This window comes from Pseudomonas sp. zfem004 (genome assembly GCF_032621715.1).
Lineage (GTDB): Bacteria > Pseudomonadota > Gammaproteobacteria > Pseudomonadales > Pseudomonadaceae > Aquipseudomonas > Aquipseudomonas sichuanensis.
Genome location: NZ_JAVYJF010000012.1, coordinates 101021 through 127216, shown reverse-complemented (window position 1 = coordinate 127216; position 26196 = coordinate 101021). Strand labels below are relative to the sequence as shown.

The 26196-nt window shown below is 64.9% G+C and carries 26 protein-coding genes; 14 read left to right on the top strand and 12 right to left on the bottom strand.

All coding sequences use genetic code 11. From position 1 onward, the window contains the following. Positions 1-85: 85 nt before the first annotated feature. The gene (locus RTH46_RS15040) at positions 86-1294 is read right to left on the bottom strand and encodes a hypothetical protein (protein ID WP_153787155.1); all 1209 of its coding nucleotides are present in this window, start codon (positions 1292-1294) and stop codon (positions 86-88) included. 42 nt (positions 1295-1336) lie between these two features. After that, positions 1337-1786, bottom strand: a complete 450-nt coding sequence (locus tag RTH46_RS15035) for a YcgN family cysteine cluster protein (protein ID WP_153787156.1) — start codon at positions 1784-1786, stop codon at positions 1337-1339. A gap of 145 nt (positions 1787-1931) precedes the next feature. Here RTH46_RS15035 and RTH46_RS15030 point away from each other — a divergent pair, with 145 nt between their 5' ends. Then, positions 1932-2525: a nitroreductase family protein gene (locus tag RTH46_RS15030; RefSeq protein ID WP_153787157.1), complete on the top strand. Its 594-nt coding sequence runs from the start codon at positions 1932-1934 to the stop codon at positions 2523-2525. 132 nt (positions 2526-2657) lie between these two features. On the opposite strand, the gene RTH46_RS15025 is transcribed toward RTH46_RS15030, so the two are convergent. From RTH46_RS15025 to RTH46_RS15005, 5 genes are all read right to left on the bottom strand, one after another. Further along, positions 2658-3590 (bottom strand): D-2-hydroxyacid dehydrogenase, encoded by a 933-nt coding sequence (locus RTH46_RS15025; RefSeq protein WP_316906002.1) that lies wholly within the window; start codon positions 3588-3590, stop codon positions 2658-2660. A 75-nt stretch (positions 3591-3665) separates the two neighbouring features. Continuing rightward, a complete protein-coding gene (locus RTH46_RS15020) occupies positions 3666-3959 on the bottom strand; it encodes a YcgL domain-containing protein (protein ID WP_153787159.1) in 294 nt (97 codons plus the stop codon). After that, positions 3956-5089 carry a ribonuclease D gene (rnd, locus tag RTH46_RS15015; RefSeq protein ID WP_153787160.1) on the bottom strand — a complete coding sequence of 378 codons (1134 nt, stop codon included), beginning with the start codon at positions 5087-5089 and terminating at the stop codon, positions 3956-3958. The genes RTH46_RS15020 and rnd overlap by 4 nt, the downstream gene beginning before the upstream one ends. Before the next feature lie 180 nt (positions 5090-5269). Continuing rightward, complete coding sequence (locus tag RTH46_RS15010) at positions 5270-6907, bottom strand: phosphoethanolamine--lipid A transferase (RefSeq protein WP_316906001.1); 1638 nt, start codon at positions 6905-6907, stop codon at positions 5270-5272. 160 nt (positions 6908-7067) lie between these two features. Next, the gene (locus tag RTH46_RS15005; protein WP_153787162.1) at positions 7068-7436 is read right to left on the bottom strand and encodes a 5-carboxymethyl-2-hydroxymuconate Delta-isomerase; all 369 of its coding nucleotides are present in this window, start codon (positions 7434-7436) and stop codon (positions 7068-7070) included. Between the two features lie 116 nt (positions 7437-7552). Here RTH46_RS15005 and RTH46_RS15000 point away from each other — a divergent pair, with 116 nt between their 5' ends. Continuing rightward, positions 7553-7789, top strand: coding sequence for a YdcH family protein (locus tag RTH46_RS15000; protein WP_153787163.1), 237 nt, complete (start codon positions 7553-7555; stop codon positions 7787-7789). An 86-nt stretch (positions 7790-7875) separates the two neighbouring features. Here RTH46_RS15000 and RTH46_RS14995 read toward each other — a convergent pair whose 3' ends face one another. Further along, the gene (locus RTH46_RS14995) at positions 7876-9051 is read right to left on the bottom strand and encodes a trans-sulfuration enzyme family protein (protein ID WP_110992456.1); all 1176 of its coding nucleotides are present in this window, start codon (positions 9049-9051) and stop codon (positions 7876-7878) included. A gap of 154 nt (positions 9052-9205) precedes the next feature. Between RTH46_RS14995 and RTH46_RS14990 the strand changes: the two genes are divergently transcribed. After that, a complete protein-coding gene (locus tag RTH46_RS14990; RefSeq protein ID WP_110992455.1) occupies positions 9206-9664 on the top strand; it encodes an Lrp/AsnC family transcriptional regulator in 459 nt (152 codons plus the stop codon). Between the two features lie 109 nt (positions 9665-9773). On the opposite strand, the gene RTH46_RS14985 is transcribed toward RTH46_RS14990, so the two are convergent. Then, on the bottom strand, positions 9774-12104 hold the full coding sequence (locus tag RTH46_RS14985) for an FdhF/YdeP family oxidoreductase (RefSeq protein WP_316906000.1): 2331 nt from the start codon (positions 12102-12104) through the stop codon (positions 9774-9776). 315 nt (positions 12105-12419) lie between these two features. On the opposite strand from RTH46_RS14985, the gene moaA reads away from it, so the two are divergent. Beyond that, a complete protein-coding gene (gene moaA / locus RTH46_RS14980; protein WP_316905999.1) occupies positions 12420-13424 on the top strand; it encodes a GTP 3',8-cyclase MoaA in 1005 nt (334 codons plus the stop codon). 22 nt (positions 13425-13446) lie between these two features. Beyond that, positions 13447-14346, top strand: a complete 900-nt coding sequence (locus RTH46_RS14975; RefSeq protein ID WP_316905998.1) for a bestrophin family protein — start codon at positions 13447-13449, stop codon at positions 14344-14346. Positions 14347-14391: 45 nt separating this feature from the next. On the opposite strand, the gene RTH46_RS14970 is transcribed toward RTH46_RS14975, so the two are convergent. Further along, positions 14392-14745 carry a hypothetical protein gene (locus tag RTH46_RS14970; RefSeq protein ID WP_316905997.1) on the bottom strand — a complete coding sequence of 118 codons (354 nt, stop codon included), beginning with the start codon at positions 14743-14745 and terminating at the stop codon, positions 14392-14394. A 219-nt stretch (positions 14746-14964) separates the two neighbouring features. Here RTH46_RS14970 and RTH46_RS14965 point away from each other — a divergent pair, with 219 nt between their 5' ends. Both RTH46_RS14965 and RTH46_RS14960 read left to right on the top strand, forming a co-directional pair. Continuing rightward, positions 14965-16263, top strand: coding sequence for a serine/threonine protein kinase (locus tag RTH46_RS14965; RefSeq protein ID WP_316905996.1), 1299 nt, complete (start codon positions 14965-14967; stop codon positions 16261-16263). Continuing rightward, positions 16256-17071 (top strand): VacJ family lipoprotein, encoded by an 816-nt coding sequence (locus RTH46_RS14960; RefSeq protein WP_316905995.1) that lies wholly within the window; start codon positions 16256-16258, stop codon positions 17069-17071. The genes RTH46_RS14965 and RTH46_RS14960 overlap by 8 nt, the downstream gene beginning before the upstream one ends. 86 nt (positions 17072-17157) lie before the next feature. Here RTH46_RS14960 and RTH46_RS14955 read toward each other — a convergent pair whose 3' ends face one another. Both RTH46_RS14955 and RTH46_RS14950 read right to left on the bottom strand, forming a co-directional pair. Further along, entirely contained in the window at positions 17158-18300 is a 1143-nt protein-coding gene (locus RTH46_RS14955; RefSeq protein ID WP_316905994.1) for a patatin-like phospholipase family protein, read from the bottom strand. Positions 18301-18433: 133 nt separating this feature from the next. After that, entirely contained in the window at positions 18434-19369 is a 936-nt protein-coding gene (locus RTH46_RS14950) for a lipid A biosynthesis lauroyl acyltransferase (protein ID WP_316905993.1), read from the bottom strand. 100 nt (positions 19370-19469) lie between these two features. On the opposite strand from RTH46_RS14950, the gene minC reads away from it, so the two are divergent. The 7 genes from minC (at position 19470) to RTH46_RS14915 (ending at position 26132) form a co-directional block, all read left to right on the top strand. Further along, positions 19470-20231, top strand: a complete 762-nt coding sequence (gene minC / locus RTH46_RS14945; RefSeq protein WP_125463048.1) for a septum site-determining protein MinC — start codon at positions 19470-19472, stop codon at positions 20229-20231. A 98-nt stretch (positions 20232-20329) separates the two neighbouring features. Then, positions 20330-21142 (top strand): septum site-determining protein MinD, encoded by an 813-nt coding sequence (gene minD, locus RTH46_RS14940; protein ID WP_153787173.1) that lies wholly within the window; start codon positions 20330-20332, stop codon positions 21140-21142. Positions 21143-21145: 3 nt separating this feature from the next. Then, positions 21146-21400, top strand: a complete 255-nt coding sequence (gene minE / locus RTH46_RS14935; RefSeq protein WP_023631120.1) for a cell division topological specificity factor MinE — start codon at positions 21146-21148, stop codon at positions 21398-21400. Positions 21401-21513: 113 nt separating this feature from the next. Then, positions 21514-22149 carry an RluA family pseudouridine synthase gene (locus RTH46_RS14930; protein WP_153787174.1) on the top strand — a complete coding sequence of 212 codons (636 nt, stop codon included), beginning with the start codon at positions 21514-21516 and terminating at the stop codon, positions 22147-22149. A 150-nt stretch (positions 22150-22299) separates the two neighbouring features. Next, positions 22300-23589, top strand: a complete 1290-nt coding sequence (locus RTH46_RS14925; protein WP_153787175.1) for a M18 family aminopeptidase — start codon at positions 22300-22302, stop codon at positions 23587-23589. 177 nt (positions 23590-23766) lie between these two features. Further along, complete coding sequence (locus tag RTH46_RS14920) at positions 23767-23934, top strand: hypothetical protein (protein ID WP_167409870.1); 168 nt, start codon at positions 23767-23769, stop codon at positions 23932-23934. 44 nt (positions 23935-23978) lie between these two features. Continuing rightward, a complete protein-coding gene (locus tag RTH46_RS14915) occupies positions 23979-26132 on the top strand; it encodes a mechanosensitive ion channel family protein (RefSeq protein ID WP_153787176.1) in 2154 nt (717 codons plus the stop codon). Positions 26133-26196 lie beyond the last annotated feature (64 nt).

Sequence of the window (26196 nt, the reverse complement as noted above, 5' to 3'; positions counted from 1 at the left end):
AGCTCATTAAACCAGTAGCCAGTCGCGCCCCCTGTGGGAGCGGGTTTACCCGCGAAGAGGCCGGTACAGGCAAACGTAATCTGATCTAGCGCAACAGCTTGCTCTGCAACACCTCGGACTGGCGCCCGAGCACGTTCTCGCTGATCTGCACGAACTCTTCGGTGCTCACGCTGGACAGGCGCATCAGCGCCCGCGCGACATCGTCCAGGGAGCGCTTGTCGTGGTTGTGCAGGCGGATCTCGCGGTCCAACGCCTGCAACAGCAACACCCCACGGGCGACCTGCGCGGCGTCGGCCTTGGCGCCCTTGAGCTGGGTCACCTTGGCGCCCTGCTTGTGCAGGCGGGCCTGCAAGGCCTGGTAGCGGTCATCGCTGATGCCACCGGCCCGGCGCAGCAGTTCGGTGGCGTAGTAGTCGGTGAGGCTCTCGCCGAGCCAGTCGCTGCCATCGCGGTCGTTGATCTGCGCAAACAACTGCACCACCTCGCGCAGCAGAGGGCTGGTGCCGCTGTCATTGATCAGCGCGGCGCCGCTGTACAGGTACAGCGAGTTGTGCCCGGCCAGGGCGCCGCGCCACATGCCGTCCCGGGCGCCGACCAGCAGCAGCTTGGGCGGGTTGCGCGGGAACACCGCCTGCAGCTGCGGCCAGACGAAGGTCAGCAGGGTCAGCGTATCCATGCGGCGCATGCCCTGCCCCTGCGGCGCGGCCACGGTGACCTCGGTCTCGCCAAGGCGCGCACGGCGGCTGCCGAGGTTGCCGGCGAGCATCCAGCCCGTGGGCCGGTCGAACAGGCGCGAAACATCGTCGATACGGAATTTCTGCCGGCCGATGCGCGGCCAGGCGGTTTCCACGCTCTTCCAGCCTGCGGGCAATTCGAAGGTCAGGCGCGCCACCAGTTCGGTGCCGTCCTGCTGGTCAAGGCGCGCCGGCGGCACCAGTTGCTCGCCGCGCAGCAGCGCCCACTGCGCGGTAATACGGGCCTCATGGCTGGCACCAGGCTGCGCCTGATCGAGCAGCACCCGGTAGCTGAGGCTGGTCTTGCCTGGGGCCGGGCGCCACACGCCGCGCCCGCCCTGGGCCTGCCACTGGCCGTCGGCGAGGAAGTCGCTGTAGGCGCCGCCCTGGCCCAGGTCAAAGTCCAGGCTGCGTACCACGCTACCGTCGGCCAGGGTCAGGCGCACTTCGGCCTGGCCGCTCTGGGGCAGCAGGCGCACCTGGTAATCGAGGTCGACTTTCTTCGCCAGTACCTGGGAACTGGCCAGCAGGCCAAGCAGCAGCAACAGCGGGCGACGCATACAGAAAACTCCTTGTTCCCCAGAGGCGAAAGCCCGGGCGATTCAACCAGCGCGGAAAATCAGGTGATCTTCCCAGTCGTCTTCATCCACATCGTTTTCACTGAGCATGCGTCCGGACCGGGAAATACGCTGCTCGTGGACTTGCTCGCGGTCGCCGCAGACCAGGTGATGCCAGGCCGGCAGGTCCTTGCCCTCGCTGACCAGGCGGTAACCGCAGGTGGGCGGCAGCCACTTGAACTGGTCGGCCTTGCCCGGGGTGAGCTGGATGCAGTCGGGCACCTGGGCGAAGCGGTTGGGGTAGTCGCTGCACTGGCAGGTGGTGAGGTCGAGCAGTTTGCAGGCGATGCTCGTGTAATAGACGCTGTTGTCTTCTTCGTCCTCGAGCTTCTGCAGGCAGCACAGGCCGCAGCCGTCGCACAGCGACTCCCACTCGCGCGGGTCGAGTTGTTCGAGGGTCTTGCGCCGCCAGAAGGGCGCGGTGTCGGCGATCATCACACGTATTCCTGCAATCAACTTGAATCCGCGGCGCGCGGCGGCGCCAGTCTAGAGGCTGTCCGGCGGCAACGCCAGACCGCTTGTCAGTGCTTGCCGGACGCAGTAGCGTGCGGTCTTTACCCCGCCCACTGCAGGAGCAGCCATGAGCGCCACCCCTCGTATCGCCGACTACGCCATCAACGAGCAGTTCATCAACCGCTGGTCGCCTCGCGCCTTCACCGCCGAGCCGATCAGCCAGGAAACCCTGCTGAGCTTCCTTGAAGCCGCGCGCTGGGCGCCGTCGGCCTACAACTCGCAGCCTTGGCGCTTCCTCTATGCGCGCCGCGACACGCCGAGCTGGGAGCGCTACCTGGGCATCCTCAACGAGTTCAACCGCAGCTGGGCGCAGCAGGCTTCGGCGCTGGTGCTGGTGATTTCCAAGACCACCTTCGCCGCACCGGGCTCCGAGGAAGAAAAGCCGGCGCTGTGGCACACCTTCGACACCGGCTCCGCCTGGGGCCACCTGGCGCTGCAGGCCAGCATCAGCGGCTGGCACACCCATGGCATGGCCGGTTTCGACCAGGACCTGGCCCGCAGCGAGCTGAAGATCCCCGAAGGCTACGCGCTGCACGCGATGGTGGCGATCGGCAAGCTGGGCGACAAGGCGACCCTGGCCGAGGGCCTGCAGGCCCGCGAAGTACCGAGCCCGCGCCGGCCGCTGAGCGAGTTGGCGGCTGAGGGTGAGTTCAGCCTGTAAGCCTTCTGCTGGCTGCCCTGGCCTCTTCGCGGGTAAACCCGCTCCCACAGGACCCTCACTGTTCTTGAGGGCAGTGAAGGACCTGTGGGAGCGGGTTTACCCGCGAAGAGGCCGGGACAGGTTAAAGATGAATCAATACCCCCGAGCGAAATCCACTTCGCCGCGCAACCCCTGCCCCGCTGCATAGGCCCGCACATTCTCGACGAACAAGCGCACCATCGCCGGTGGCGAGGTCGGCGCCGAGCTGTGCCCGGTCAGCAGCAGCCCCCAGGCCGTCCAGAACGGGTGCCGTTGAGGCAACGGCTCCTGCCGGCAAACATCGATCACCGCACCGGCCAGATGGCCTTCCTTGAGCGCCGCGACCAGGTCCGCATCGACCACCGCCGCGCCACGCCCGGCGTTGATGAACAATGCGCTGGGCTGGAAGCATTTGAACAGCGCCGCGTCATAGAGATCGTGGGTAGCCGGGGTATCGGGCAGCAGGTTGAGCACGTAATCGGCCTGCCCGACCATGCGCGGCAACTGGTCGAGCCCGACCACCTCGACGAAGGGTGCCTGCTCGCGCGCAGTGCTGGCCACGCCGTACAGGGTCACGCCAAAGGGCACGAGGAACTCGGCGACCCGCTGGCCGATGTCGCCCGTGCCGACGACCAGTACCCGGCGCCCTTCCAGGCTGCGCCCGGGGCGGTCGTCCCAGCGCCGCTCGACCTGGCTGACCAGGCGCGACAACACTTCGCGCTCGTGCACCAGCATGTAGGTGAGCATGTACTCGGCCATCACCTGGCCGAAGATGCCCACCGCCCGGGTCAGGCGGTAGTCGCGCGGCAGCGCATCGGCCAGCAGCGGGGTGATGCCCGCCCAGGTCGATTGCATCCACTCGGGTTTATGGCCCTGGCGCAGCAGGCTGGCCAGCAGGTCCGGCTGGCCCAGCCACACCGGGCAGTCGGCGGCGAAGCGCGCCAGCTCGGCGGAGTCGCCGCTGGTCAGGACCTCCAGGTCCGGTGCCGCCTCACCGAGCAGGCGGGCGTAGTTGGCATGATCCTGTTCAGCGATCAGTACGCGCATGTGAAACACAACCTTGGCAAACAACGAAAGCGGCCCGCCAGGCGGGCCGCAGCTATGAGGGTGAGCGCGCCCGAATCAGACCGGGTCGTTGCGGCGCAGCAACTCTTCGGGCAGGTGTTCGATGTACTCCTCGTCCGGCGGCGGCATCTGCAGGTGGTAACCCTGGCTGTCGAGGTTCTCCAGCACTTTCACGATGTCCTCGCGGGCCAGCTTGCGCTCCGGGGTCAGCACCAGGTCGAAGGCATGCACCGGCGTGCCGAAGAACGGCAACAGGCCTTCCGGGATGCGTTCCAGGCCGTCGGCCTTGAGCGCGTAGAGGTACATGCCGTTCTTGCGTGGGCTTCTGTAAATCGAGCAGATACGTTTCATTGAGCTTCTCCGGCGCCTGCCAGGTCGTCCAGCAGGGCCTGGCCCATACGCTCGCGACGCCAGCCGCGCAGCGAATCGGGCAGTTGATAGGGGCCGTCGGGGTAGCCGCTCTTGAGCAGGGCCTCGAGGGTCTTCTTGCGCAGCATCAGCTCCGGGGCGATCTGCAGGCGCTCGCCTTCGGCCTGGCCGATGGCACGCAGGCGCTTGAGAATGCCGGCGGCCTCGATCGGCAGCGGCTCAGGCAGGCGCTGCGGCCACTGTTCGGCGGGCAGGCCGGCGGCGCGCTTGATCAGCTGGATGAGGAACTCGCCGTCCTGGCGGATGGTACGCGGGTGCATCTCTTCGATTTTGCCCAGGGCTGGCAGGTTGCCGGGTTGGCCCTTGGCCATGGGCCACAACGAGTGTTCCTTGAGGATACGGTTGCGCGGTACGTCGCGGCTGCGGGCTTCACGCTCGCGCCAGGCGCACAGCTCGCGCAGCACGGCCAACTGCTGAGGGCCCAGCTTCCAGGCCAGCTTGACGTCGCGGTACAGGGTCTCCGGCTCGACTTCACGACGCAGCGCGGCGACCAGCTCGGCGCCGTCCTCGAGGACCCAGGCGTACTTGTCGTCGGACAATTTCGGGCGCAGCGCGCTGAACAGCTCGGCCAGGTGCACGGCATCCTCGGCGGCGTAGCTCACCTGGGTATCGGACAGCGGGCGCTGCAGCCAGTCGGAGCGGGTTTCGCCCTTGGGCAGTTCAAGCCCCAGGACTTCCTGCACCAGGCGCGAGTAGCCCATGGAGAAGCCGATGTTCAGGTAACCGGCAGCCAGTTGGGTGTCGAACAGCGGCTGCGGCAGCTTGCCGGTCAGGCGCAGCAGCACTTCGAGGTCTTCGCTGCAGGCGTGCAGCACCTTGACCACGGCAGTGTCGTCGAGCAGCTCGGCCAGCGGCTGCCAGTCCTTGATCAGCAAAGGGTCGATGAGGTAGGCGTGCTCGCCGACGCCCACCTGGATCAGGCCGGCTTTCGGGTAGAAGGTGTCGACCCGCATGAATTCGGTGTCGAGCGCCACGAAGGGCAGTTCGCGCCAGCTTTGGCAGTGCTCGGCCAGGGTCTGGTCGTCACGGATCCAGTGAATTTCGATGGCCACGAGGCTCTCCCACTAACATTGGCGCGCAGTATATACGGCGCGGCCCCTGGGGGTGAAACCTCGCGCCATCCATGGTGCCGGGCGGTTGCCGGCTTTTCCATCGCGGGGCAAGCCCGCTCCCACGCTCTCCAGGGTTGGCGTGGGAGCGGGCTTGCCCCGCGATGGCGTTTACACCGTGCTTCAGCGCCCCGCCGCCAGCCACGGCCGGCAGCTGGCGAACATGTCCAGCGACTGCTGGTAGACCTCGGTGCGTACCTGCAACAGGCCGAGCATCGAGTGGAACAGGTTGTCCTGCGACAGCGGTGCGTCGCGCAGCTTGGCCAGGCAGTCGGTATCCAGGCCGAAGTCCTGCTTGTAGCTGTCGGAGAACCAGGTCAACAGCGGCACGTGCTTTTGCTGGTCTGGCGCCATCACGTAGGGGGTGCCGTGCAGGTAGAGGTTGTATTCACCCAGCGACTCGCCGTGGTCGGACAGGTAGATCATCGCCGTGTCGACCTTGTCCTGCTTGCTGCGCAGGGTATCGATCAGCGAGCCCAGCACCTTGTCGGTATAGGCCAGGGTGTTGTCATAGCCATTGACGATTTCCGCCTGGCTGCACTGGTTCAGCGCATTGCTGCGGCACACCGGGGTGAACGGCTCGCTGCCTGCCGGGTAGCGTTTGAAGTACTCGGGGCCGTGGCTGCCCATCTGGTGCAGCACCAGCACGGTGTCCTTGTCGAGGTTGTCGATCAGCTCGCCCAGGCCCTGCAGGAGGATCTCGTCGTGGCACTCGCCGTTGGCGCACAGGGTCGGGTCGGTGAGGTTGCTCACGTCGATGAACTGCACGCGGTCGCAGGTGCCCTTGCAGCCGGACTGGTTGTCACGCCACTGCACGGCCAGGCCGGCGCGCTGGAGGATGTCGAGCAGGCCTTCGCGGTTCTTGGCCACGCGGGCGTCATAGTCCTTGCGGGTCATGCCGGAGAACATGCACGGCACAGACACGGCGGTTTCGGTACCGCACGAGTGCACATCGGTAAAACTCAACAGGCCCTGCTGCTTGGCCAAATTCGGCGTGGTGTTGCGGGCATAGCCAAGCAGGCCAAAGTTCTCGGCGCGTGCACTTTCACCCACCACCAGCACGGTCAGCGACTTGCGCTCATGGTGCTGCCAGGCGGCATCGCGGCGGGCATCGGTGCCGTAGGGCTGGAACGGCCGCGCCGCAGTACCCAACTGTTCGCTGACATAACCGATGGACGCGCCGACGATATTGCTAGGGGTAAGCATCAGGCGCAGTTCGTGGTGGTTGCGAAACAGCGATGCAAGCCCTTGGTAGTTGACCAGTGCCACCGAGCCCAGCGCCGCCACACAGGCCCCCGTCACCACCAATTTGCCCAGCACTTCGCGGTACCAGGGGCGATAGGCGATCTTTGCCTTCCATACCAACAGCGACGGCAGCACACCAAGCAGCACGATATATAGCGCAAACTTGATCGACAGCAGGTCGCGAACTTCCGTAACGTTGGTTTCCGCGACATTGCGGAACATGCCGGTATCGATCAGCACGCCATATTGATTCATGAAGTAGGCAACGCCCGCGCCGCTCATGAACAACAGGATCAATATCGGTTTCAACACATACTTGAATGCCAACAAGGTCAATATGAGATTGAAGGCGAACAACATCATCACGGCGAATGCCAAGCCCAGCCACAGCCCCACCATGCCGGGCGGCACAATGGCTTGCAGGTGCTGCCAGAGGAAGGCGTTGAGGCCGATCAACAGGTAAAGGCTGGCCAGCAGCGTGACCCATTCAGTCCGCAGGGATTTGATGTTGAGCATGGCATTCGCAGGTAGAGTTCATGAGCGGCCAGGGTGCCCGGGCGGGCACCTTGGGAAGTTGGCCGAACTCTAGGAAGGCTAGCATCAATTTTTTGTGAAAAACTTGGTAACAATTGGTCGGAACGCAGCTTTCATCAATTAAACAAGTTTCATTCAGCGTTTATTCAGCCGGCAGGCGCAGCTTGGCGTAGGGCTCACGGTCGATGTCCAGCACCTCCACGCACAGCTGGATATCCAGCCCGGCCTGGGCGGGGATGGCTTCCTGCAACACCGCCAGCAGGCTGCCCGACAACTGCTGCTTCACCTGCTCCGAGCGCCCGCTGAGGATCGCCAGGCGTACATGGGCGAAGGCACGCTCACCCGGTGCCGTGCCCACCCGGTACTTGGCGAAGGCCTGGGCGCGGCTCTTGATGTCGGCTTCGTCGGCAAACTGGCCGCTGCCCACCAGGGCGTGATTCAGGCGCAACAGCAGCAGGTCGACGTTGAGTTCGCCCAGGTTGTCGCTGTATTCCAGGTTCAGGTGGGGCATGGCGCAGGTTCCGGCTGAGGGAGGATGCGCTACAGCCTACTCCAGTCCCCCATTGGGGCAAAGGCGACTATCCTCATGGTTCAGGCCCGTTCGCCAACCCTGAAAGAGGTGAAGAAATGCCAGTTCCGCACGATTTGCTCGCCGACCTGCACGTTAGCGCCGACCAGTTCCAGGCCCTGATCGACAAGAATCAGGACCTGCACAAGCTGCACAAGGACTACAACGCCAAGGACAAGGAAGTGGTGGCTGCCGAAGGCAACGGCAGCGCCGATGACAAGGTCACCCTGTTACGCAAGGAGCGGCTGCTGATCAAGGACAAGATCGAACGGATCATCCATCCGCCCAAGTCCTGAACGGTAAACCTTTCAAAATGATCGCGGGGCAAGCCCGCCCCCACATGCGTGGGAGCGGGCTTGCCCCGCGATGACGTCAGCAGCCCTCAAGCGGATGCTTTGAGCGCCGTATCCAGGTCCTCGATCAAGTCCCGATAATCCTCGATCCCCATCGACAACCGCACCAGGTTCTCGCTGATCCCCATCACGCCCTTCTGCTCTGGGCTGAGCGAGTTGTGCGACATGCTCCAGGAATGGTTGATCATGCTCTCCACCCCGCCCAGCGAATCGGCCAGGACGAAGATCTGCAGCGCCTCGACCAGGCGGTTGACCGCAGCCCGGTCACCCTTGATGCGAATGGCCACCACGGCCCCGCCGGTGCGCATCTGGCGCTTGCACAGCGCATGCTGCGGGTGGCTTTCCAGCCCCGGGTAATACACCTGCTCGACCTGCGGGTGGCCTTCCAGGTACTGCGCCACGCGCAGGGCGTTGGCGCTCTGGCGCTCCATGCGCACGTCGAGGGTCTTCAGCCCGCGCAGTGCCAGGTAGCAATCGAACGGCCCCTGGATCGCCCCCACCGCCATGCTGATCTTGCGCAGGCGCCCCAGCAGCTCGTCGTTGGCCGCCACCACCACGCCGCCGGTGAGGTCGGAATGGCCACCGATGTACTTGCTCGCCGAGTGCATTACCAGATCCACGCCCAAGGTGATCGGCTGCTGGTTCCACGGCGAGCAGAAGGTGTTGTCGATGCAGGTCATGATGCCGCGTGCACGGGCCAGGTCGCAGACTGCCTTGATATCCACCAGGTGCAGCAGCGGGTTGGTCGGCGACTCGATCCAGATCAGTTGCGTGTCCGGGCGAATCGCCGCGGCCACGGCCTCGACGTCGTTGAGGTCGACGTAGGTGGTGGTCAGCCCCGAGGTGCGCCCGCGGTAGTCTTCCAGCAGGCGGAAGGTGCCGCCGTAGACACCGTTCATCACCACCACGTGGGCATCCTTGGACAACAGCTCGAGCACCGTGGCCGTAGCGCTTACGCCAGATGCACAGGCCACCGCGCCGACACCCTCCTCAAGGGCCGCCACGCAGGTCTCATAGGCATGCCGGGTGGGGTTGCTGACGCGGCTGTAGGCGTATTCGGGGTTGTCGTCCAGGCCACGCTTGATGAACGAGCTGGAGGTGACGATGGCCGGGAAGATGGCGTTGTCGGCAACGCTGGACTGCTCGCCGGCGTGGATGGTGCGGGTGGCGAAATTGCGCGGCTTTTCGGACATGGTCGGGTCCATTGACTAGGGGTGGAAAAGCGCAACTATCTCATATCGCGCCACCGACCGGCGCCAACCAGAAGATTTTTACCTTGTGCGAGCCATGGCGATTCCAAGCAACACCGCCAACGGCTAATCTCGGGAAACTTTTTCTCGCCTGGAGCCCAACAACGACATGGACAGTTTCGACCAGCACATCCTCACCCTGCTCCAGCGCGACGCCTCGATCTCCCTCAAGGACCTGGCCGAAGCGGTCAACCTGACCACCACCCCCTGCTGGAAGCGGGTCAAACGCCTGGAAGATGAAGGCTATATCCGCGGCCGCGTCGCCCTGCTCGACCCCCAGCGCCTGGGCCTGGGCCTGACGGTGTTCGTCCAGCTCAAGACCCAGCGCCACGACAGCGCCTGGCTGGCGCAGTTCGCCGCCACGGTGACCGCGTTCGAGGAGGTGATGGAGGTGTACCGCATGTCCGGCGACTGGGACTACATGCTGCGGGTGGTGGTGGGCGACATCGCCGCCTACGACCGCTTCTACAAGAAACTGATCACCAGCACCGACGGGCTGTCGAACATCACCTCGAGCTTTGCCATGGAACAGATGAAGTACACCACGGCGTATCCGGTGCATCGCTGAGGCGCGCGACCACATCGCGTGGGAGCGGGCTTGCCCCGCGATGACATCAGTGAACCCACCATCGCCATCGCGGGGCAAGTCGCAGCGGCGCACCGCCGCTCCCACAACATCACGCAGAGGTGTTCGACGCCGCGATCCGGTTCCCCGCGCTGGCCTTCTCCAGCTTGATCGCCACGAACTTCGACGTCGGCGTGTAAGTGCCGTCGCCATAACTCTCCAACGGCACCAAGGGGTTGGTCTCCGGGTAGTACGCCGCCGCCTGCCCCTCGGGCACGTCATAGGCCACCAGACGGAACCCCGACACCCGCCGCTCGCGGCCATCCGCCCACAGCGACACCAGGTCCACCTGCTCACCCGGCTCGAAACCCAGGCGGCGGATATCGGCCTCGTTGACGAATACCACTTCGCGCAGGCCGAACACCCCGCGATAGCGGTCATCCAGCCCGTACAGGGTGGTGTTGTACTGATCGTGGGAGCGCAGGGTCTGCAGGATCAGGTCGGGCTTGTCGCCACGGGCCAGCACCTGGTCGTTGACCAGCTGCTCGGGCAATGCGCTGGGGGTGAAGCACGCCTTGCCGGTGGCGGTGCGGAAACTGCGGTCTGCCGCGTTGTTGCCCAGGTGGAAACCGCCCGGATGCTGCAAGCGCTCGTTGAAATCGGCAAAGCCCGGAATCACATCGGCAATCATGCTGCGGATGCGGCCGTAGTCGGCAATCGCGTATTCCCAGTCGATCGGCGTGTTGCCCAGGGTGGCCTTGGCCATGCCGGCAACGATCGCAGGCTCCGAGCGCAGGTGCGGCGAGCGCGGCTTCAGCTGGCCATGGGAGATGTGCACCATGCTGAAGGTGTCTTCGACCGTCACCCCCTGCGGGCCCTCGCCCTGGATATCGATCTCGGTACGGCCCAGGCACGGCAGGATCAGCGCGTCGCGCCCGGTCACCAGGTGCGAACGGTTGAGCTTGGTGGAAATCTGCACGGTCAGCGCGCAGTTGCGCAGCGCCGCGTGGGTGCGTGGCGTGTCCGGGGTGGCCTGGGCGAAGTTGCCGCCCAGGGCGACGAACACCTTGGCCCGCCCCTCCTCCATGGCCTTGATCGCCAGCACGGCGTTGTCGCCATGGGCACGCGGCACCTTGAACTGGAAGCGCTTTTCCAGGGCGTCAAGCAGTTGCGCCTTGGGTTTTTCGTCGATGCCCATGGTGCGGTCGCCCTGCACGTTGCTGTGGCCACGCACTGGTGACAGGCCGGCGCCGGGCTTGCCGACGTTGCCGCGCAGCAGTTGCAGGTTGACGATTTCCTGCACGGTCGCCACCGAATGGCGGTGCTGGGTCACACCCATGGCCCAGCACATGATCACCCGTTCGGCCTTGCGATACATGCGTGCCGCCAGCTCGATCTCGGCCTTGGTCAGGCCGGACTGCTCGACGATATGCGCCCAGGGCGTGGCATCGACCACGGCCAGGTAATCCTCGACCCCACTGGTGTGCTCGGCGATGAAGGCATGGTCTAACACCGGCGGCTCATCGTTGAGCTGCGCTTCGCGTTCCCACTGCAACAAGTACTTGGCGATACCGCGCATGGCCGCCATGTCCCCGCCCAGCGCCGGGCGGAAGTACGCGGTGCTGGTGGACTCGGAGCCATTGCTGAGCATCTCCAGCGGGTGCTGCGGGTGCTGGAAGCGTTCCAGCCCGCGCTCCTTGAGCGGGTTGAAGCACACCACCTGGGCACCGCGCTTGACCGCCTCGCGCAGCGGTTCGAGCATGCGCGGGTGGTTGGTGCCGGGGTTCTGGCCGATGACGAAGATCGCGTCGGCCAGCTCCAGGTCATGGAACACCACGGTGCCCTTGCCCACGCCGAGGGTTTGCGACATGCCCACGCCGCTGGCTTCGTGGCACATGTTCGAGCAGTCAGGGAAGTTGTTGGTGCCGTAGGCGCGGACGAACAGCTGGTAGAGGAACGCCGCCTCGTTGCTGGCCCGGCCCGAGGTGTAGAACTCGGCCTGGTCGGGCGACTCGAGGCTGTTCAGGTGCTGACCGATCAGGGCGAAGGCCTCGTCCCAGCTGGTTTCTACATAGTGGTCGGTGGCCGCGTCATAGCGCATCGGGTGGGTCAGCCGGCCCTGGTACTCAAGCCAGTAGTCGGTCTGTTCCAGCAGCGCGCTGACGCTGTACTTGGCGAAGAAAGCCGGGTCCACCGAGCGGCCGGTAGCTTCCCAGTTGACCGCCTTGGCGCCGTTCTCGCAGAACTTGACCATGTCGCTTTCCGGCGACTCGCCCCAGGCGCAACCGGGGCAGTCGAAGCCGCCGTTCTGGTTGGTCTTGAGCATGGCCCGCAGGTTCTTGAAGGCGTTCTCGCTGCCCAGCCAGCTCTTGGTCACGCTCTTGAGCGCGCCCCAGCCGGCGGCCGGCCCCTTGTAGTCCCTGATGTGTTCGTCCTGGCTCATGCGGTCAATCCTCACGCGGGCATGGTAAAGGTGCGGCGGATCACGTTGCCCGCTGCTTTTTTCCAGCCTATGGAGGGTGATGTGGGGGCGTCCAATCGAAATGTCTGACGGGGTGATAGGCCGTGTCGATCATGGGTTTTAGGTGTCTGTAATAGACCTTTCGCGGGGCAAGCCCGCTCCCACGAGAATGCCGTATGCGCATCTGCCTGGCCCTTGATAGAGGCCATTGATCAAGCGGTCAGGGAAAGCGATTTGACGGGTCTGGCCCCAGGCGATAGCTTGGATTGCATAGCCCCCAGCCCTTCGAGCGCCCACGTGGAACAGAACCCCCAGGCCCTGATCGACGGTTTCAACCGCAAGGTCGACTACCTGCGGATGTCGGTCACCGATCGTTGCGATTTCCGTTGCGTCTACTGCATGGCCGAGGACATGCAGTTTTTGCCGCGCCAGCAGATCCTCAGCCTCGAAGAGCTCTATCAGGTGGCCGAACGCTTCGTCGCCCTGGGCACCCGCAAGATCCGCCTGACCGGCGGTGAACCCCTGGTCCGCCAGGGCATCGTCGGGCTCTGCGAACGTATCGCCGCCCTGCCCGGCCTGCGTGAACTGTGCCTGACCAGCAATGGCTCGCAGCTCGGCCGCCTGGCCCAGCCGCTGTTCGATGCCGGCGTGTCGCGCCTGAACATCAGCCTCGACAGCCTCGACCCCGAGCGCTTCCGTGCCCTGACCCGCACCGGTGACCTGCAGCAGGTGATCGCCGGCATCGATGCCGCGCGCGCCGCCGGCTTTCGTCGCACCAAGCTCAACGCCGTGGTGCTCAAGGGCCGCAACGACGACGAGATCGTCGACCTGGTGCGCTTCGCCATCGACCGCGAGCTGGACATCTCGTTCATCGAGGAAATGCCCCTGGGGGTGATCAGCGAACACCAGCGCGGCGAGTCCTACTGTTCCAGCGACGATGTGCGCGAGCGCCTGGCCGGGCACTTCACACTGATCGAATCGGCCGAATCCTCCCAAGGCCCGGCCCGCTACTGGCGCCTGGCCGAAGCGCCGAACACCCGGGTCGGTTTCATCTCGCCCCACAGCCACAACTTCTGCGCCACCTGCAACCGCGTGCGCCTGACCGTCGAAGGCCGCCTGCTGCTGTGCCTGGGCAACGAGCACTCGCTGGACCTCAAGCAGGTGCTGCGCCAGCACCCCAGCGACAGTGCCCGCCTCGACAAGGCCATCCGCGAGGCCATGCAGCTCAAGCCTTGGCGCCACCACTTCGAAGTGGGTGGCGAGGTGCAGATCCTGCGTTTCATGAACATGACCGGCGGCTGAACGGCCGCCTCGGGAACCCCTCTTGATCGTCCACTCCCGCCCCGACCTGCTGCGCGTGCTGTTCACCCTCAGGGGCTCGATCGTCAAGCGCATCGCGTTGCGCTGCCTGATGGTCACCCTGCTGGCCGCACTGATCGTGCTGATCGAGCGGCACTACCCGGCGTTGTTCTACCCGGTCAGCGCCACCCCGTTCACCCTGCTCGGGCTGTCGCTGTCGATCTTCATGAGCTTTCGCAACAACGCCTGCTACGACCGTTGGTGGGAAGGGCGCAAGGCCTGGGGGCGGATGATCATCGAGGTGCGTTCGTTCGTGCGTGAAAGCGTGGTGATCGAGGATGCGCAACTGCGCGCGGCGATGTTGCGCAGCCTGTGCGGTTTTGCCCATGCCCTGAATGCCCGGCTGCGCAATGAGGACGAACTGCACGCCGCCCGCCCCTGGTTGGCCGAGCAAGCACCGCTGACCCCGCACAATCTGTGCAACGGCATCCTCCAGGACATCGGTGCGCAATGTTCGCGGCTGGCGCAGCAACAGCTGATCAGCGAGTTCCGTTACACCATCCTGGAACAGCGCCTGGCGGGCCTTTCGGAGGTGCAGGCAACCTGCGAGCGGATCAAGGGTACGCCGCTGCCATTCCCCTACACCCTGCTGCTGCACCGCACCATCTATATCTTCTGCCTGCTGCTGCCGTTCGCCCTGGCCGAACCGCTGGGCTGGCTGGCGCCGCTGTTCACCACCATCGTCAGCTACACGTTCTTCGGCCTGGATGCCATCGGCAACGAGCTGGAAGACCCGTTCGGCCGGGATGAGAACGACCTGCCGACCGATGCGCTGGTGCGCACCCTCGAGCGCGATGTGCTGGCGGCGCTGGGGCATGAGCCTTTGCCGCCGGCATTGGAGCCGGTGGATCACGTGCTGAGTTGAGATTTCAGCCCGCCACCCTCCAGGCCCGACCCAGCAAGCCGGTAATCACCTGACCAGGCGCAGACCTGCCAGCACCACCGCAAACACCGCGATGCTCGCGGTATACAGCACCAGCGCCGGCAACCCGAACACCAGCGCCAGCACTGCAAGCCACCACCCCAGACGGCCCGCAATCAGCTGGGCGACCAGCGCCAGCCCCAACGCGCTCCAGGCGATCACCTGGAAATGAATGCCCAACCCCAGCAGCGAGCGCACTTGGCACTGCCAGATTTCCCCCGGCTGCGCACACAATCCGACCCATTGGGGCGCTTCCATCAAGCCATAACGCACGCCATAACTGGCGGCCAGCCACAGCGGCAGGAACAGCAGCAAGGCAATCAGCGGCCACGAACGGGACATCCGGTTCTCCAATAGCGGCAATCGAAAGCGTGAATGATCGCTCAGGGGCCGATGTAAGGCAAAATCATGGCCCAACGGCTATGTTGCACAACACAGGCATTGCCGTGGACAACAACATCTGGTGCGACAAAGGTATGAACGGCAGGCAACTTTGCCGGGTCGACCATGGTCCTAGCCTGCGTACAAACTGCACGACCTTGCGTTTTTCTGGGGGACTACATGCTTCGATCTTTGCGCCTCGCCGCGCTGCTCGGTGGCCTGCTCATGGCTGCGGCCGCTTCGGCGCGGGATATCGATGCCGCGAGCTACGGCTACCCATTGACCAACCCGTTCGAGGCGACCATCGCCACCACGCCGCCCGAGCAGCGCCCGACGCTGCCCAGCGACGATGAAATCAACCAGGACGACTACAGCCTCACCCTGCGCCCGGAACGCGAGTTCACCCTGCCGGACAATTTCTGGTCGGTGAAGAAGCTGCGCTACCGCCTGGCCCAGCAGGACCACGAGGCGCCGCTGATCTTCCTGATCGCCGGTACCGGCGCGCCCTACTTCAGCTCGATCAACGAATACCTGAAAAAACTGTTCTATCAGGCCGGCTACCACGTGGTGCAACTGTCCTCGCCGACCAGCTACGACTTCATGAGCGCGGCCTCGCGCTTCGCCACCCCTGGCGTGAGCGCCGAGGATGCCAAGGACCTGTACCGGGTGATGCAGGCGGTGCGCGCCCAGCACCCGCGCCTGCCGGTCAGCGAGTACTACCTGACGGGCTACAGCCTGGGGGCGCTGGATGCCGCGTTCGTCAGCAAGCTGGACGAAACCCGGCGCAGCTTCAACTTCAAGCGGGTGCTGCTGCTCAACCCGCCGGTCAACCTGTACACCTCGATCAGCAACCTGGACAAACTGGTGCAAACCCGGGTCAAGGGCATCGACAAGAGCACCACGTTCTACGAGCTGATGCTGGAGAAGCTCACCCGCTACTTCCAGGACAAGGGCTACATCGACCTCAACGAAGCCTTGCTGTACGACTTCCAGCAGTCGCGCCAGCACCTGTCCAACGAACAGATGGCCATGCTGATCGGCACCTCGTTCCGCTTCTCGGCAGCCGACATCGCCTTCACCTCCGACCTGATCAACCGCCGCGGCCTGATCATTCCGCCGAAGTACCCGATCACCGAAACCACCAGCCTCACGCCGTTCTTCAAGCGTGCCCTGCAGTGCGATTTCGACTGTTACCTGACCGAGCAGGTGATCCCCATGTGGCGCGCGCGTACCGGCGGCAACAGCCTGCTGCAGTTGAACGATCAGGTCAGCCTGTATGCCCTCGCCGACTACCTGCACGAAAGCCCGAAGATCGCCGTGATGCACAACGCCGACGACGTGATCCTCGGCCCCGGCGACATCGGTTTCATGCGCCGGGTGTTCGGCGAGCGCCTGACCCTGTACCCCCATGGCGGCCACTGCGGCAACCTCAATTACCGCGTCAACAGCGACGCCATGCTGGAGTTCTTCCGTGGTTAACCGATTGCTGCTCATCACCGCCCTGCTCGCCAGCGGCTGCGCCCTGGCCGAAGAAGTCGCGCCCCGGGCCAGCGTGATCGAGGCCGACAAGGCCCCGAGCCTCACGGCAGAACCCGATGGGTTCATCGATCCGCTGCGCGAACTCAAGTTCAACCCGGGCCTGGACCAGCGCGAGTTCGAGCGCTCGACCCTGGCGGCGCTGAACATCTATGACCCGCTGGAAGCGATGAACCGGCGCATCTACCACTTCAACTACCGCTTCGACCAGTGGGTGTTCCTGCCGGTGGTCGATGGCTACCGCTACATCACCCCAAGCTTCGTGCGCACCGGGGTGAACAACTTCTTCAACAACCTGGGCGATGTGCCGAACCTGTTCAACAGCGTGTTCCAGCTCAAGGCCAAGCGCTCGGCACAAATCACCGCGCGGCTGATGTTCAACACCATCCTCGGTGTCGGCGGGCTGTGGGACCCGGCGACCAGCATGGGGCTGCCGCGCCAGAGCGAGGACTTTGGCCAGACGCTCGGCTTCTATGGCGTGCCGGAAGGGCCGTACATCATGCTGCCGATCCTGGGGCCGTCGAACCTGCGCGACACCACCGGGCTGGTGGTGGACTACGTGGGCGAGCAGGCGGTCAATTACCTGGACGTGCCGGAGTCTGCCGAAGAGCACCCGGAGATCACGCTGATGCGGGCCATCGACAAGCGCAACAGCACCAACTTCAGCTATGGCCAGACCAACTCGCCGTTCGAGTATGAAAAGCTGCGGTACGTGTACACCCAGGCGCGCAAGTTGCAGATCGCCGAGTAAGCATCATCGCGGGGCAAGTCGCAGCGGCGCACCGCCGCTCCCACGGTGTTTGCAACGTGGGAGCGGGCTTGCCCCGCGATGCTTTGTCAGATCCCCAGGAACTGGCACAACTCGCGCTTCTTGGCCAAGGCATCCTTGCGCCCCAGCTCGATCAGCTCGCTGCAATAGCTCGCCTCGAACAGCAGGTAGCTGAGCACCCCCGCCCCGCTGGTCTTGGTCGCCCCCGGCCCGCGCAGGAACAGCCTTAACGCCGCCGGCAACTCGCGTCGATGCCGCGCGGCGATCTCGTCCAGCGGCTGGCTTGGCGCCACCACCAGCACCTCGATCGGTGCCAGCCCCAGGCGCCGTGCATCGAGGTGCGCCGGCAACATATGGCTGAGGTGGTTGAGGCGTTGCAGCAGCTCGATGTCGTCTTCGAGGCTGTCGATGAAGGTGCTGTTGAGCATGTGCCCGCCGATTTGCGCCAGGCTCGGCTGCTGGCCGCTGAACACCCGCTGGGTGGGCAACGGCGGCGCCGGGCGCTGTGGGTTGCCACTGACGCCCACCACCAGCACACGGCTGGCCCCCAGGTGCAGGGCCGGGCTGATCGGCGCCGACTGCCGTACCGCACCGTCGCCGAAAAACTCCTCGCCGAGGCGCACCGGGGCGAACAGCAGCGGGATGGCCGAGCTGGCCAACAGATGGTCGATGGTCAGCGGCGTGGGCATGCCGATGCGCCGGTGGCGCAGCCAGGGCTCGATGGTGTCGCGGCCCTGATAGAAGGTCACCGCCTGGCCGGACTCATAACCGAAGGCGGTCACGGCGATGGCGCGCAGCTGGTTGGCGGCCAGCGAATGGGCAATGCCGTCCAGGTCCAGGTGCTGGTGCAGCAACTTGCGCAGCGGGCGGCTGTCGAGCAGGGCCACCGGCACCTGGCCGCCCAGGCCGAGCAGGCTGTGACCGACGAAGCGAGTGGCCTGGCGGATTACCCCGGGCCAGTCGCTGCGCAGCACCAGGTGGCTGCGAAAATTCTGCCAGAACGTGGTCAGGTGCTGCACCGATTCGGCGAAGCGGGTGGCACCGCTGGCCAGCTTGACCGCGTTGATGGCGCCGGCGGAGGTGCCGACGATCACCGGGAACGGATTGGCCGCGCCGGGTGGCAGCAGTTCGGCGATGCCGGCGAGCACGCCGACCTGGTAGGCGGCGCGGGCGCCGCCGCCGGAGAGGATCAGGCCGGTGGTTGGGGTCATGGTTCCTTCCTGGAGTCGCTATCGCGGGGCAAGCCCGCTCCCACGCTCTTGACTCCTCTCAAAAAAGTTGGAAATCAATCCAACTCTTGGGGGCAGTCCAGAGCGTGGGAGCGGGCTTGCCCCGCGATCGGTGTCATTTTTTCTTCTTGTCGTACAGCCGCGGCTCGCCTTCAGGCCGCGACTTGAACCGCCGATGCGCCCACAGGTATTGCTCCGGGCACTCGCGCAGCGCGCCTTCGACCCACTGGTTGATGCGCAGGCAGTCGGCCTCTTCGGTCTCCCCCGGGAAACCTTCGAGCGGCGGGTGCACCACCAGGCGGTAGCCGCTGCCATCTTCCAGGCGTTTCTGGGTGAAGGGGATCACCCGGGCCTTGCCCAGGCGGGCGAACTTGCTGGTGGCGGTAACGGTGGCGGCCGGGATGCCGAACAACGGCACGAAGATGCTCTGCTTGATGCCGTAGTCCTGGTCGGGCGCATACCAGATCGCCCGGCCCTTGCGCAGCAGCTTGAGCATGCCGCGCACATCGTCGCGCTCCACCGCCAGCGAATCGAGGTTGTGGCGCTCGCGGCCACGGCGCTGGATGAAGTCGAACACCGGGTTGCCGTGCTCGCGGTACATGCCGTCGATGGTGTGCACCTGGCCCAGCAGCGCGGCGCCGATCTCCAGGGTGGTGAAGTGCACGGCCATGAGGATCGCGCCCTCGCCATCACGCTGGGCAGCCTGCAGGTGTTCGATGCCTTCGATGTGCGCCAGGCGGGCCAGGCGGGCCTGTGGCCACCACCAGCTCATGGCCATTTCGAAGAAGGCGATGCCGGTGGAGGCGAAATTTTCCTTGAGCAGGCGCTGCCGTTCGTCGCTGGAAAGCTCGGGGAAACACAATTCGAGGTTGCGCGCGGCAATCCGGCGGCGTTCGCCGGCCGCCCGGTACATCAGCGCACCGAGGGCGCGGCCGAGCCCGAGCAAGGCGCGGTAGGGCAACTGGGCGACCAGCCACAACAGGCCCAGGCCAAGCCACAGGGCCCAGAAGCGCGGGTGGAGGAATAGGCGGCGAAAACGCGGGCGTTCCATTGAAGCTTCCGGCAAGACAAGGGCCGAGCATTCTACATCGGTTGCGGGCAATCGGTCTTATCGCTATAAGTCAGGGCACTTTTCTCGCAACAAGCCGTCTATGCAGACCATGAGCCCTAACCAGACACCCGACAACGCCCCCGTGTTCCAGCTCAAGGGCAGCATGCTTGCCATCACCGTGCTGGAACTGGCGCGCAACGACCTCGAATCCCTTGACCGCCAGCTGGCGGCCAAGGTGGCGCAGGCGCCGAATTTCTTCAGCAACACGCCGCTGGTGCTGGCGCTGGACAAGCTGCCCCCTGACGAGGGCGCCATCGACCTGCCCGGGCTGATGCGCGTCTGCCGCCATCATGGCCTGCGCACCCTGGCGATCCGCGCCAACCGCATCGAGGACATCGCCGCGGCGATCGCCATCGACCTGCCGGTGCTGCCGCCTTCCGGTGCCCGCGAGCGCCCGCTGGAGCCGGAACCGGAGGTGAAAGCGCCGGAACCTGCACCGCCACCGCCACCGGCGCCAGCCGAACCCGAAGTGCGCCCGACGCGCATCATCACCACCACGGTGCGCGGCGGCCAGCAGATCTATGCCCAGGGCGGCGACCTGGTGGTCACCGGCTCCGTCAGCCCGGGCGCGGAACTTCTTGCCGATGGCAACATCCATGTGTACGGCGCCATGCGTGGCCGGGCCCTGGCGGGGATCAAGGGCAATACCAAGGCGCGCATCTTCTGCCAGCAGATGACCGCCGAAATGGTCTCCATCGCCGGCCAGTACAAAGTTTGCGAAGACCTGCGCCGCGACCCGCTGTGGGGCTCGGGCGTGCAGGTCAGCCTGTCCGGTGACGTGTTGAACATCACCCGTCTTTAACGGATACTTGCCGGCATTTTTAGCGCAACTTTTTACCGTTGCCGTTTTTTTATGTATTTGCAGGGACGCCTGTCCCGATTATTTAGGGGTGAAACACCTTGGCCAAGATTCTCGTGGTTACTTCCGGCAAGGGGGGTGTGGGCAAGACCACCACCAGCGCCGCCATCGGTACCGGCCTCGCACTGCGTGGGCACAAGACTGTCATCGTCGACTTCGACGTCGGCCTGCGTAACCTCGACCTGATCATGGGCTGCGAACGCCGCGTGGTGTACGACTTCGTCAACGTGGTCAACGGCGAAGCCAACCTGCAGCAGGCCCTGATCAAGGACAAGCGCCTCGAGAACCTGTACGTGCTGGCCGCCAGCCAGACCCGCGACAAGGACGCGCTGACCAAGGAAGGCGTGGAAAAGGTCCTGATGGAGCTCAAGGAGCAGTTCGAGTTCGTGGTCTGCGACTCGCCGGCCGGGATCGAAAAAGGTGCGCACCTGGCGATGTACTTCGCCGACGAAGCCATCGTCGTGACCAACCCGGAAGTCTCCTCGGTACGTGACTCCGACCGCATGATCGGCCTGCTGTCGAGCAAGTCGCTGCGCGCGGAGAAAGGTGACGACCCGATCAAGGAACACCTGCTGATTACCCGCTACCACCCCGAGCGTGTCGAGAAGGGCGAAATGCTGGGCGTCGAAGACGTCAAGGAAATCCTCTCGGTCGAACTGCTGGGCGTGATTCCCGAATCCCAGGCAGTGCTCAAGGCGTCCAACCAGGGCATCCCGGTCATCCTCGACGACCAGAGCGATGCCGGCCAGGCGTACAGCGACACCGTCGACCGCCTGCTGGGCAAGCCCAAGCCACTGCGGTTCATCGAAGTGCCGAAGCAAGGATTCTTCGCACGCCTGTTTGGAGGCAAATAAACCATGAACCTTTTTGACTTCTTTCGTGGCAGACAGAAACAGAGCAGCGCGTCGGTAGCGAAAGAGCGTCTACAGATCATCGTGGCGCACGAGCGTGGCCAGCGCAGCACCCCGGACTACCTGCCAGCCCTGCAGAAGGAGCTGGTCGAGGTGATTCGCAAGTACGTCAACATCGGCAATGATGACGTGCAGATCGAACTGGAAAACCAGGGCAGCTGCTCGATTCTGGAACTGAACATCACCCTGCCTGATCGCTGAGTTTTCAGCAGCCCCAGGTATACCGTGTGGGAGCGGGCTTGCCCCGCGATGGCCATCTGACGCTATCGCGGGGCAMSCCCGCTCCCACAATGCTTTGCAGAGAACGCCCGAACATGCCGCTGTCGAACATCCAGATCCTTCACGAAGACGCCGCCATCCTGGTGATCAACAAGCCGACCCTGCTGCTGTCGGTGCCGGGCCGTGCCGATGACAACAAGGACTGCCTGATCACCCGCCTGCAGGAAAACGGCTACCCCGACGCGCTGATCGTCCACCGCCTGGACTGGGAAACCTCGGGGATCATCCTGCTGGCCCGTGACGCCGACAGCCACCGCGAACTGTCGCGCCAGTTCCACGACCGTGAGACGGAAAAGGCCTACACCGCGCTGTGCTGGGGCCAGCCGCAACTGGACAGCGGCAGCATCGACCTGCCGCTGCGCTACGACCCGCCGACCAAGCCGCGCCACGTGGTCGACCATGAGCAAGGCAAGCACGCCCTGACCTTCTGGCGCATCGTCGAACGCTGCGGCGAGCATTGCCGGGTCGAGCTGACGCCGATCACCGGGCGCTCGCACCAGTTGCGCGTGCACATGCTGTCGATCGGCCATCCGCTGCTGGGCGACCGTCTGTATGCCAACCCTGAAGCGCTGGCCGCCCATGAACGGCTGTGCCTGCATGCCTCGATGCTGAGCTTTACCCACCCGGTGTCCGGGCAGCGGTTGAAGTTCGAGTGCCCGGCGCCGTTCTAGATTTTTGTGGCTGTACTGGCCCTTTCGCGGGTAAACCCGCTCCCACAGGGTTCGTGGTGACCCTGTGGGAGCGGGTTTACCCGCGAAAGGGTCGACACAATTTGTCGAGCAATTACGCTAAACTCGCGCCACTGCTGTCTGGAGTGACTTATGCGCGATGCCCTGAACGCCGGCCTGATTGAATTCCTCAAGGCCTCCCCGACGCCCTTCCATGCCACCGCAAGCCTCGTGCAGCGCCTCGAAGCCGCCGGTTTCCAGCACCTGGACGAACGCGACAGCTGGGCCACGGTGCCTGGCGGGCGCTACTACCTGACCCGCAACGATTCCTCGATCATCGCCATCAAGCTCGGCAAGCACTCGCCACTGATGAGCGGCATCCGCATGGTCGGCGCCCACACCGACAGCCCCTGCCTGCGGGTCAAGCCGCAACCCGAACTGCAGCGCCAGGGCTTCTTGCAGCTGGGCGTCGAAGTCTATGGCGGCGCCCTGCTCGCCCCGTGGTTCGACCGCGACCTGTCGCTGGCCGGGCGGGTCACCTTCCGCCGTGACGGCAAGGTCGAAAGCCAGCTGATCGACTTCAAGCTGCCGATCGCGGTGATCCCCAACCTGGCGATCCACCTCAACCGCACCGCCAACGAAGGCTGGATGATCAACCCGCAGACCGAACTGCCGCCGATCCTGGCCCAGGTGGCAGGCGACGAGCGCGTCGACTTCCGCGCGCTGCTCACCGAGCAACTGGCCCGCGAGCACGACCTCAACGCCGACGTGGTACTCGATTACGAGTTGAGCTTCTACGACACCCAGGACGCGGCACTGATCGGCCTGAACGGCGACTTCATCGCCGGCGCCCGCCTGGACAACCTGCTGTCCTGCTATGCCGGCCTGCAGGCGCTGCTGGGCGCCGACAGCGACGAAACCTGCCTGCTGGTGTGCAACGACCACGAAGAAGTCGGCTCCTGCTCGGCCTGCGGCGCCGACGGCCCGATGCTCGAACAGACCCTGCAGCGCCTGTTGCCCGAAGGTGACGCCTACGTGCGTACCGTGCAGCGCTCGCTGATGATCTCGGCCGACAACGCCCACGGCGTGCACCCCAACTACGCCGACAAGCACGACGGCAACCACGGGCCCAAGCTCAACGCCGGCCCGGTGATCAAGGTCAACAACAACCAGCGCTACGCCACCAACAGCGAAACCGCCGGGTTCTTCCGCCACCTGTGCATGGCCGAGGAAGTGCCGGTGCAGAGCTTCGTGGTACGCAGCGACATGGGCTGCGGCTCGACCATCGGCCCGATCACCGCCGGCAACCTGGGCGTGCGCACGGTCGACATCGGCTTGCCGACCTTCGCCATGCACTCGATCCGCGAGCTGTGCGGCAGCCATGACCTGGCCCACCTGGTGAAGGTGCTCACTGCCTTCTACCGCAGCCACGAACTGCCCTGAGATCGCGTCAAATTCATCGCCGGCAAGCCGGCTCCCACAGGGTTGCGCTGTAGCTGTGGGAGCTGGCTTGCCAGCGATGAGGCCCGCATTGGCAACCACCTGCCCCCGGTCAATCCGCCTCGCTGGCAAAGCGCTATGCTTGATACATGGCCCATCAAGCACAAGGATTGCCGCACCATGTCCCCGTTCCTGTCGCTGTTCATCCCGGTATTCGGGTTTCTCATGCTGCTGACCATCGGTTTCAGCCTGCGCGAGCGCAATATCGGCGTGCTGATGATGTGGATCGGCACCTTGGGCATCTTCGGCCTCACCTGCTGGAAGATCCTGGAGAAACTGCCCACATAAACCTCTACACTCGGTCAATCGTTTGACCTGAGGTAGATTTCCCGGTGCCTGCCCTCCTGCGTTGCCTGTTCCTGCTGCTGTTCCTGTTCGTCACCCCGGTGCACGCCGCCGGCCTGCCGAGCCTGCTTGGCTCCAGCACGCCCGCCCAGCCCGAGGCCACGGAGCCGCTGGGCAAGTCGCTGGACGAGGTGATCAAGAACCTGGAAAACGACCAACAGCGCGCCAAGCTGTTGGCCGACCTGAAAAAGCTGCGCGACGCCAGCAAACAATCGCAACCCACCGTCGAACAAGGTGTGCTCGGCCTGATCGGTGGCGCCCTGCATGACTTCGAAAAGCAGTTCAGCGGTGACGCCAGCCCGTTCAACCGCTGGGCGCAGGAAATCAGCCAGGCCCAGGACGAACTCACCGCGCTGATGGTGCCGGTGCACCAATGGCCGGCCATTCTCTTCGGTTTCGCTGCGGTCATCGCCGTCTGGAGCCTGCTGGCCTACGCCTTCAACTGGATCGGCCACCGGGTGCGGGTACGCTTCGGCCTGACCGAGGAACTGCCCCAGCACCCACGCACCTGGGACCTGGTCCGCTTTGCCCTGCGCAAGCTCGGGCCGTGGCTGGTGGCGCTGGTGTTCACCGTCTACCTGAGCTTCGCCCTGCCACCGTCGCTGGGTAAATCCATGGCCATGGTGCTGGCCTATGCGCTGGTGGTCGGCACGCTGTTCTCGGCGATCTGCGTGATCGCCTTCTCGCTGCTCGACGGCCCGCACCGCCACCGCGCCCTGCACATCCTGCGCCACCAGGCGTTCCGCCCGCTGTGGCTGATCGGCAGTTTCGCCGCGTTCGGCGAGGCGATGAGCGACCCACGCCTGACGACCGCCCTGGGCAGCCACCTGGCCCATGGCCTGGCCACCCTGGCCAACGTCTTCGCCGCGTTGTGCACCGGGCTGTTCATCCTGCGCTTCCGCCGCCCGATCGCCCACCTGATCCGCAACCAGCCGCTGAGCCGACGCCTGACCCGACGCACCCTCAGCGACACCATCGAGATCCTCGGCAGTTTCTGGTTCATCCCGGCGCTGCTGCTGGTAGCGGTCTCGCTGTTCGCCACCTTCGTCTCCGCCGGCGACACCAGCACCGCCCTGCGCCAATCGCTGATGTGCACGGTGCTGGTGGTGGTGTGCATGGTGCTCAACGGCCTGGTGCGCCGCCACGCCGCCAACCCCAAACGCGCCAACAAGCGCCAGGCGGTGTATACCGAACGCTTGCGCAACTTCGGCTATGCCCTGGTGCACCTGCTCATCTGGCTGGCCTTCATCGAGTTGGGGTTGCGCGTGTGGGGCCTGTCGATGATCGACTTCGCCGAAGGCGACGGCCACGAGATCAGCCTGCGCCTGCTGGGCCTGGCGGGCACCCTGATCGTCGCCTGGCTGGTGTGGATCCTTGCCGACACCGCCGTGCACCACTCCCTGGTGCGCTCGCGCCGGGGCCAGGCCAACGCCCGCGCACAGACCATGATGCCGCTGATCCGCAACGTGATGTTCGTGGCGATCTTCATCATCGCGGTGATCGTCGCCCTGGCCAACATGGGCATGAACGTCACGCCATTGCTGGCCGGTGCCGGGGTCATCGGCCTGGCCATCGGTTTCGGCGCCCAGTCGCTGGTCGCCGACCTGATCACCGGGCTGTTCATCATCATCGAGGACTCGCTGGCCATCGATGACTATGTGGATGTCGGCGGCCATCTCGGCACCGTGGAAGGCCTGACCATCCGCACCGTGCGCCTGCGCGACATCGACGGCATCGTGCATACCATCCCGTTCAGCGAGATCAAGAGCATCAAGAACTACTCGCGCGAGTTCGGCTACGCCATCTTCCGTGTGGCGATTCCTCACAACATGAACATCGACCAGGCCATCACCTTGGTCCGCGAGGTCGGCCAGAAGCTGCGCAGCGACCCGTTGATGCGCCGCAACATCTGGTCGCCGCTGGAGCTGCAGGGGGTGGAGAGTTTCGAGTCGGGTTCGGCGATCTTGCGGGCGCGGTTCAAGACCGCGCCGATCAAGCAATGGGAGGTGTCGCGGGCGTTCAACCTGGCGTTGAAGCGCCAGCTCGACGAGGCTGGGCTGGACTTGGCGACGCCGCGGTTGTCGGTGCAGGTGGTGACGGCGGGCGGTGGGGCAATGGCTGGAAGCGACGTTACCAGCTAGATCGCTTCGCGGGGCAAGCCCGCTCCCACGCAATGATAAGCATGACGACAGCGTGGGAGCGGGC

Excerpts from the sequence above, each read along its gene's own strand:
- RTH46_RS15040 (WP_153787155.1), bottom strand. The coding sequence starts at position 1,294 with ATGCGTCGCCCGCTGTTGCTGCTGCTTGGCCTGCTGGCCAGTTCCCAG.
- RTH46_RS15035 (WP_153787156.1), bottom strand. The coding sequence starts at position 1,786 with ATGATCGCCGACACCGCGCCCTTCTGGCGGCGCAAGACCCTCGAACAA.
- RTH46_RS15030 (WP_153787157.1), top strand. The coding sequence starts at position 1,932 with ATGAGCGCCACCCCTCGTATCGCCGACTACGCCATCAACGAGCAGTTC.
- RTH46_RS15025 (WP_316906002.1), bottom strand. The coding sequence starts at position 3,590 with ATGCGCGTACTGATCGCTGAACAGGATCATGCCAACTACGCCCGCCTG.
- RTH46_RS15020 (WP_153787159.1), bottom strand. The coding sequence starts at position 3,959 with ATGAAACGTATCTGCTCGATTTACAGAAGCCCACGCAAGAACGGCATG.
- RTH46_RS15010 (WP_316906001.1), bottom strand. The coding sequence starts at position 6,907 with ATGCTCAACATCAAATCCCTGCGGACTGAATGGGTCACGCTGCTGGCC.
- RTH46_RS15005 (WP_153787162.1), bottom strand. The coding sequence starts at position 7,436 with ATGCCCCACCTGAACCTGGAATACAGCGACAACCTGGGCGAACTCAAC.
- RTH46_RS15000 (WP_153787163.1), top strand. The coding sequence starts at position 7,553 with ATGCCAGTTCCGCACGATTTGCTCGCCGACCTGCACGTTAGCGCCGAC.
- RTH46_RS14995 (WP_110992456.1), bottom strand. The coding sequence starts at position 9,051 with ATGGACCCGACCATGTCCGAAAAGCCGCGCAATTTCGCCACCCGCACC.
- RTH46_RS14990 (WP_110992455.1), top strand. The coding sequence starts at position 9,206 with ATGGACAGTTTCGACCAGCACATCCTCACCCTGCTCCAGCGCGACGCC.
- RTH46_RS14985 (WP_316906000.1), bottom strand. The coding sequence starts at position 12,104 with ATGAGCCAGGACGAACACATCAGGGACTACAAGGGGCCGGCCGCCGGC.
- RTH46_RS14970 (WP_316905997.1), bottom strand. The coding sequence starts at position 14,745 with ATGTCCCGTTCGTGGCCGCTGATTGCCTTGCTGCTGTTCCTGCCGCTG.
- RTH46_RS14965 (WP_316905996.1), top strand. The coding sequence starts at position 14,965 with ATGCTTCGATCTTTGCGCCTCGCCGCGCTGCTCGGTGGCCTGCTCATG.
- RTH46_RS14955 (WP_316905994.1), bottom strand. The coding sequence starts at position 18,300 with ATGACCCCAACCACCGGCCTGATCCTCTCCGGCGGCGGCGCCCGCGCC.
- RTH46_RS14950 (WP_316905993.1), bottom strand. The coding sequence starts at position 19,369 with ATGGAACGCCCGCGTTTTCGCCGCCTATTCCTCCACCCGCGCTTCTGG.
- minC (WP_125463048.1), top strand. The coding sequence starts at position 19,470 with ATGCAGACCATGAGCCCTAACCAGACACCCGACAACGCCCCCGTGTTC.
- minE (WP_023631120.1), top strand. The coding sequence starts at position 21,146 with ATGAACCTTTTTGACTTCTTTCGTGGCAGACAGAAACAGAGCAGCGCG.
- RTH46_RS14930 (WP_153787174.1), top strand. The coding sequence starts at position 21,514 with ATGCCGCTGTCGAACATCCAGATCCTTCACGAAGACGCCGCCATCCTG.
- RTH46_RS14925 (WP_153787175.1), top strand. The coding sequence starts at position 22,300 with ATGCGCGATGCCCTGAACGCCGGCCTGATTGAATTCCTCAAGGCCTCC.
- RTH46_RS14920 (WP_167409870.1), top strand. The coding sequence starts at position 23,767 with ATGTCCCCGTTCCTGTCGCTGTTCATCCCGGTATTCGGGTTTCTCATG.